This window comes from Citrobacter sp. wls829, from assembly GCF_005280825.1.
Classification (GTDB): domain Bacteria; phylum Pseudomonadota; class Gammaproteobacteria; order Enterobacterales; family Enterobacteriaceae; genus Citrobacter; species Citrobacter gillenii.
The window spans coordinates 1-8075 of the sequence record NZ_SZWP01000037.1 but is presented as its reverse complement, the minus strand read 5'-3'; the positions used below and the strand labels follow the sequence as shown (position 1 = coordinate 8075).

The 8075-nt window shown below is 63.1% G+C and carries 1 protein-coding gene; it reads left to right on the top strand.

Annotation, left to right across the window (positions count from 1 at the left end; genetic code table 11):
* Nucleotides 1-162: 162 nt before the first annotated feature.
* Nucleotides 163-8075, top strand: a 7913-nt coding sequence (locus tag FDW88_RS04495; protein WP_137362109.1) for a cadherin-like domain-containing protein, incomplete at its 3' end; no start/stop codon positions are given.

The window sequence follows — 8075 nt, the reverse complement described above, 5'->3', positions numbered from 1 at the left end:
ATCAGGAACTTGTTCGCACCTTCCCTAAGCGTCCATTCGATAATTTCGATGAATATATCCCCTGTTTGCCCTCCTCTGGCCTGGCGACATGGTGTACACTCCTGGCAACGCTGAACTCAGAATATTTATCCAGTCACTCTATTTTTTAAGAGCAGTAAACCTATGACTACAATAAATAACCGTCGTTTACGTCCGCGTGCGCATCGTTTTGCTCTTGAGTCTCGCCAGCTTTTTGATGGAGCCGCTCTGGCTGAAACCGCCATCCATGAGGCATCGGCAAGCGATCTGGTGCACCATGAAAGCGCCACCGAACCCGCGAAGGCGCTGGATATTCCCCACGCCGCCACAGCCGACGCCGCAAGCGAAAAACCGGGCAGCGCCGCCAGCGAAGTCTATGTAATAGACCAGCATATCTCCGGCTGGCAGTCGCTGGTGGACCAGGTGCCGCAGGGCAGCCAGGTGGTGATTATCGATGAAAACAGCTCGGGTCTGAGCCAGCTTGCCGACGCGCTGAAAGGCGAAACCAATATTTCCGCCATTCATATTCTGAGCCACGGCGCGTCCGACGCCATTACGCTTGGCACCGATGTGCTGACGGCGGACAACCTCTCGGCGTGGTCTTCACAGCTCAGCGCTATCGGCGCGAGCCTTAGCGACAGCGGCGACATCCTGCTTTACGGCTGCGACGTCTCCGCCCAGGATAACGCCTTTATCACCCGCTTCGCCGAACTGACTCAGGCGGACGTGGCGGCCTCCAGCGACATGACCGGCAGCGCGGCGCTTTCCGGCGACTGGGTGCTGGAAAACCATACCGGCAGCATTGAAGCGAAAACCTTCGCCTTTGATTACGACGGCCTGCTGGCCGGGCCGGAAGTCACCGCGCCGGAAAAAGGCATCACCGTCGCCGAGCCGAGCAGCCTTAACGCCGCAGGCGCCGATACCGCCACGCTCAGCGGCTGGCAGGTCAGCACCACGGACGCCAGCGAAACCGTCATAGTCACGGTGAGCCTGAGCAACAGCGCCATCGGCAAACTCAGCGACAGCCAGACCAGCAACGCTTCGCTGACCATGACCGGCACTGCCAGCGAAGCGCAGGCCTGGCTTAACAGCATCACCTTTACCTCCGCTGACGTCGAGCTTGGCAACACCGGCGCCAGCGGCAAGCTGGACGTCACGGTGCGCGACAGCGCGGGCGTCAGCACCAGCAAATCCATCGATGTGACCGTGACCCCGTCGAACGACCCGGTAAGCGTGGCCGACGCCACCCAGAACGTGCCGGAGATCGAATCGGGCGGCAGCGTCATCACCACCGTGACCCTTAACGCCATCGATGCGGAAGTAACGGCGGGCACCCAGCAGCCCGTGCAGATTGTCTATGGTCTGACCGACCTGCCGCAGTATGGCTATCTGACGCTGAACGGCGACCGGATGGGCGTCGGCTCTATCTTTACCCAGCAGGATTTGATCGACGGCAAGGTGAAGTATGTCCACACCGCCACGGGCGCAGACCAGAACGCCGCCGACGGCTTTACGGCGGTCTTCAACGACGGCGCGACGCCGAAGGCGCAGTCCGATACCGTCCACGTCACGCTGAACATTACCCCGCAGAACCAGGCGCCGACCCTTAGCGGCAGCGGCGTGGTCTTTGAAGGCCAGCCCAACAATGCGGTCAACACCGGCAACGTCGGCCAGTATATAGAGGCGGACGGCGGCGGCGATCCGGGCGACACAACGCTGACTCTCACCATTACCGCCCTGCCGACCCACGGCACGCTCTGGTTTAACGGCGTCGCCGTCACCGTCGGCCAGACCTTTGACTATGCCGATCGCAATCTGCTGACCTATGCTAACGACGGCAGTGAAAACCAGGGCACCGACAGCTTTGGCGTACGCGTCACCGACCAGGGCGGCGGCACCGGCGTGCCGGCCAGCACCGACGGCACCATTACCCTGACCGTGCGCCCGGTGGATGACGACCCGACTCTGGACAACGTAACGCTGCACGCGCAGGTGGACGATCTGGCGAACGCCGTCACCCTTACGTCTGCGATGATCGGCGCAAGCGACGTGGATTCCACCGATAACCACCTCAGCTTTATCGTTGACGACAGCAAGCTCACCCACGGTTACCTGACGCTGGACGGCTACCGCCTGCAAAACGGCGGCACCTTCACCATGCAGGATATCGTCGACGGCAAAGTGCAGTACGTGCAGTACGCCAGCGCCAGCGCATCGGGTGACACCGACAGCTTCAACTTTGTGGTGGTGGACAACACCGCTGCGCTGCGCTGGAACGCCGACGGCACGACCTACAGCCGCATCGGCGGCGTGTACACGCCGGGCACCGAAACGCTGACCAGCTTTACCTTTACCATCGGCCTTGCGGTGGTCACGGGCGGCGGTCCCGGCACGATTCCGGATCGCGTCACCACCATTACCAACCGCGATTCCACCTGGGCGGGCATGGACTTCACCTCTGGCTACGCCCGCGGCGAAGTGGAAGAAGGCGGCATCCTCGTACTGAACGGCACCAGCGGCGACTTCTCCAGCGTGCCGGGCCTGAGCTACACCGCCACGGGCGTGGACGCCTCGCAGGTGGTCTATACCTTCCTTGGTTTCTCGAACGGCGCAACGGGCGGCGAGCTGCAAAAAAATGTCGGCGGCAGCTGGGTGACGCTCGGCGAATACGCCACCTTTACGCAGGCCGACCTCGACAGCGGCAATATTCGCTTCCAGCACGACGGCGGAGAGACCTTTGTCTACGCCGCGGCGTTCTCTGTCTCGGCGGGGCTGACCACGCTCGATGCTAACGGCAACCCGGTGACCGATATCTGGACGCCGACGCTGAACATCTACGTCACGCCAGTGAACGATCTGCCGGTGGTAACCGGCTCCTCCTCCACCGTAATCGCCGAAGGCGAAACCGCTTACCTGACCACCGGCCAGATAGCGATAAGCGACCCGGACGACGCCAACAGCAGCAACGGGCTGGAAGAGAGCGCGACGATCAAAGACGGCAGCGCCAACAACTATGCCTATAACAACGACGCGACCGACGCCAACGCCCTGAAGTTCACCATCAAAACGCTGCCGGACGGCGGCACGCTGCAATACTACAACGGCTCGCAGTGGGTTGACGTTACCGTCGGCCAGACGCTCAACGCCTCGCTGCTTACCGCCAGCGCCTCGACCACCGGGCTGCGCTTCGTCAGCGACGGCTCGGAAGTGCGCTCCACCACCTTTACCGTATCGGCCACCGACCGCTGGGGCGCCACCTCCGCCAGCGACGCGACGGTGAAAATCCAGATAACTAACGTCAACGACGCGCCGCAGATCGCCAAAGACCCGACCCAGGCCGACCCGACGGTGACCGCAGGCTCGCCGAACCTGATTGGCGGCACGCCAGTCAACAACCCGCTGTACGTCACCGAAGGAAGCTATGGCCAGATAACCAGCGCCATGCTGCAAGCCTACGATTCCGACAGCAGCTCAATGCAGGTGCAGTACACCATCACCGGCACGCCGACCCACGGCACCCTGGCCTATTCCAAAGATGGTGTGAACTTCAGCCCCATCGGCAAAGGCTCCTCCTTCACCCAGCAGGATGTGGCGAACGGGTACATTTACTACCTGAACGACGGCACCGAAGGCAGCGGCAACAGCGAACCCGCCACCCCGGACGATAAGTTCACCTTCACGATTTCTGACGGCGACAAAGAGCAGACCGGCAACGCGTTCTGGATCTACACCCGCCCGACCGACGACGCGCCGGAAGTGACCGCGCCGTCGGGCATCAAGAACATCGCCAGCGCCACGGCGACGAGCAACGCCCTGCCGGGCTTCTCGGTCAAAGATGGGGATCTGACAGACGGCGTGACCGATGGCGAGAGCGATTATTTGCAGGTGACCGTGCGTCTGCTGCATGCGGACGGCAGCGCCTTCGTGGCCAGCGAATACAGCGACGTGACCCTGGGTTACGCGACCGGCAGCGGCGCGACGATCTCTACCGCCCACGGCGGCCAGCACGACTATCTGGTCTTGAGCGGCACCCGCGCCCAGGTGAACGCGGCGCTGGCGGGCCTGACGGTGACCTTCAGAACCGACCGCAACGCCACCTATCAGGTGCAGACTATCGCCGATGACCGCCTGCGCGACGCAAGCGGCACGCTGACGGCAGGCGCTAACGGCGGCACGCTGAACCAGCCCGCGACGCCTGGCAGAGGCGCGGCGGCCACCGCCGTCGACGCCACCGAGTACAACTGGTACAGCGCCTCCGTACCGGAAAAAAGCGGCAACCTGAGCGCGGCGTCCGTCACCATTCGCGCCTCGGAAATCAACGATCCGGGCACGCTGACCGTGACCAACCTGGACCGTACCGTTTATGAAGATCAGGCAAGCTTTATCGGCGGCAATATCGTGGTGCAGGACACCGAATCCGCCGCCTTCGGCACGCCGGTGACCGTCACCATCACCGCGCCGTCCGGCACCCTCGGCATCGGCGGCGCGGACGTGAACACCAGCGCCACCGCCAGCGCCGCCGGCAGCCAGCCGGTTACGATTTCCGGCGACAACTCCGGCACGCTGACGCTGACCGGTCGCGCCAGCGACATTGAAGCGCTGCTGAACGACGCGGCGCTCGGCCTCACCTGGCAGAGCGGCGCCAACGTCAACCACGACCTGAACGGCGCAGCGGCGGGCGATGTCACCATCACCCTGCATCTGGACGACGGCGACTCGCATATCGGCGACACCGTGCAGGCCGACCCGGCCGACCAGACGCTGAACCTCACCATTGTGCCGGTGAACGACGCGCCGGTTGTCTCTGCAACGGGCGGTACGGTTTACCTCAACAGCGATCCGGCGGTAGTCGACGGCACCAAAGTCGGCGGCTTTGTGATTTCCGACCCGGATTACACCGACGGCGGCAATATCGCCGACGGCGAAACCGATTTTATGCAGGTGACGGTGCGCATCACCGACGCCAGCGGCGTGCCGCTGACCGCCGCGCAGTACAGTAACGCCGGCGTATCCGACATCACCATTAGCTCCGGCAACACAACGTCCGGCGTGACGATTGACAGCGTCTATAACGGCAGCGAGTCCGCACTGGTGATCCGCGGCACGCTGAGCCAGGTGAACGCGTACCTGGCGGCGCTGACCGTCGCCATGACCGGCTCCGCCCTGTCGAACGCCGATAACGCCTGGCGTGTGGAAGTGATTGCCGACGATCGCCTGCGCGACGCCTCTGGCAACCTGACAAGCGCCAACAGCGCCAACGGCGGCCAGAACGATGCCGTCACCGGCGTCGCGGCGGTGCCGACCACGGCTATCGACCCTTACGGCGCGCTGCCTTCCGGCCTGAGCCAGAACGTCAGTACCGCATGGCGCAGCGTCTTCACAAGCGACGTCAACGATCCGGCGACCATCACGGTGACGGACAAGTCAGTCAACGAAGGCTCAACGACCGTCGCCCTGCCCGCCATTACCGTGGCGGACCCGGACGCCGACAGCGCCAGCCTGACGGTGACGGTCACTCTGCCGGGCGGCTTTACCTTTAAAACGATTGGCGGGACGGGCGGCACCGTTGATGCGGGCGGCGTCAACACCACCAGCTTCACACTTACCGGCACGCTTTCGCAGATCAACAGCCGCCTCGCTAACCTGACGGTGAACCTGCCGACCAACGCGGGCGTCACCGCCGCCGACTGGAACGGCACCTTTAACGTCACCGTAGTGGTGAACGATAACGCCAACCACGGCAGCCGCCCGACCACGCTTACCGGCGACAGCAATAACCCGAACGCGAACCCGGGCGACATCAGCTACGCCGATGACACCTCCGCCGCGCTGGTCACCACCCGTACCTTTAGCGTGACCGTGAAACCGTCGAACGATGCCCCGGTCGTGCTGGTCGGCGCTACCCAGACGCTGGCCCCGGTGAGCGAAGACACCAGCGCCGCAGCGATTACCGGCGACACCATTGCCAACCTGTTTGTCGGTAACTTCTCGGACCCGAACGATCAGGTCAACAATGCGTCCATTACGGCAACCGGCGGCACCAGCGCTGACAGTTTCTGGGGCGTGGCTATCACTAACCTGTCAGTCAACAGCGCGCAGGGCGAATGGCAATACTCCACCGATGGCGGCACGACCTGGGCTGCCATTGGCAGCCGCACCGACGCCAACGCCCTGCTGCTGGATGCAACGGCCAAAGTCCGCTTTGTACCTGCCGCTGACTTCTTCGGGACGCCTGCTGCCTTGAAAGTACGTCTGGTGGAAACCAACAACAACGGCGACACCACCGCAACGACAGGGTCGCTGACCAGCGGCCAGACTGTATCAACGGCAACCAACGGCAGTAGTTCACGCTATAGCGCAGCGATGGTCACCCTCTCAACCAGCGTCACTAACGTCAACGACCGTCCGACGATTAGCGCGACGCCGCTGACCATGCAGGAAGATACGCCAGTTGGCAAAACGCTGACCTCTATTCTTGGCAGCTACAGCGACGCCGCCGACAACCAGACGGGAATTGCTGGCGGCGGCAACGCCAGAGGCGTTATCGGCTATGTGGCGATCGTCGGCAACACCACCGACGCAAGCCTCGGCCACTGGGAGTACTCTACCAACGGCACCAACGGCACGACCTGGACTGCGCTTGGCACAAGCTACAGCGAAACCAACACGCTGGTGCTGCTCGACTCGACCCAGCTGCGCTTTGTGCCGCTGGCCGACTACAACGGCGCGGTGCCGGGCGGCCTGACGGTGCGCGTCTCCGACAGCACCAGTTCCGCCGATACCGGCGTCAGCGCCGCGGGCAGCACGCAGGATCTGCAAAGCGCCTTCAACAGCGGCCAGACCAGCCACTGGAGCACGGCGCAGAGCATCAGCATGAGCATTACAGCGGTGGCGGACGCGGAGAGCGACACCGCCGCCACCCATTCGGGCGAGGCGAAAACCATCGACGTGCTGGGCAACGACAGCTTCAGCAACAGCGATAAAGCGATCACGGCGGTCACCCAGGGCGTTTATGGTTCCGTGGTTATCGACAACGGCAAGGTGATTTATACCCCTAACACCGCGAGCTACGTCGGCAGCGATACGTTCACCTATACCGTCACCAGCGGCGGCGTGACCGAAACCGCGACGGTCACGATTCAGATGAATAACGCCGCCCCGGTCACCCAGGGTGAAAACGTCAGCACGCCGGAAGATACGACGCTGACCAGCTCCGCCGCGCAAAACCTGCTGCTGAACGATTCCGACCCTGATGGCGATACGCTGAGCATTCTTAACTACTCCGTCAGCGGCGTCGGCACGGTGTTTACCGCAGGCCAGACCGCCGACCTCACCGGGTATGGCAAACTGACCATCAACGCCGACGGCAGCTATACTTTTGTCCCGGTCGCCGACTGGAACGGTACGGTGCCGACGGTGACCTACCGGGTGGTTGATGGCCGCACCAACGGCGACGTCACCTCGACGCTCGATATCTCCGTTACGCCGGTGCAGGATGCGTTTAACGACAGCCTGACGACCCACGCGGGTACGCCGGTGACCATCGACGTTTTCGCCAACGATAAATTCAGCAACGGCGATAAAGCGATTACCGGCAAGACCAACGGCGCTTACGGTACGGTTAGCATCAGCAACGGCCAGGTGATTTACACGCCGACCAGCGGCTATGTCGGCACCGATACCTTCACCTATACCGTCACCAGCGGCGGCAAAACCGAAACCGCGACGGTCACCCTCACTCTGGTCAACGACGCGCCGCAGGTCGGCCTGGCTAAAACCGGCAGCACGGCGGAAGACACAACGCTTACCAACGGCGAAAATCTGCTGACGGGCGCCAGCGACCTGAACGGCGACGCGCTGACGGTGAAATCGTTTACGGTGGGCAATACCACCTGGGCCGCCGGCCAGACCGCCACGCTTGCGGGCTACGGCGCGCTGACCCTCAACGCCGACGGCAGCTATACCTTTGTTCCGGTCGCCGACTGGAACGGCAACGTGCCGCAGGTGACCTACACCATCACCGACGGTCGCACCAACGGCGACGTCACCTCGACGCT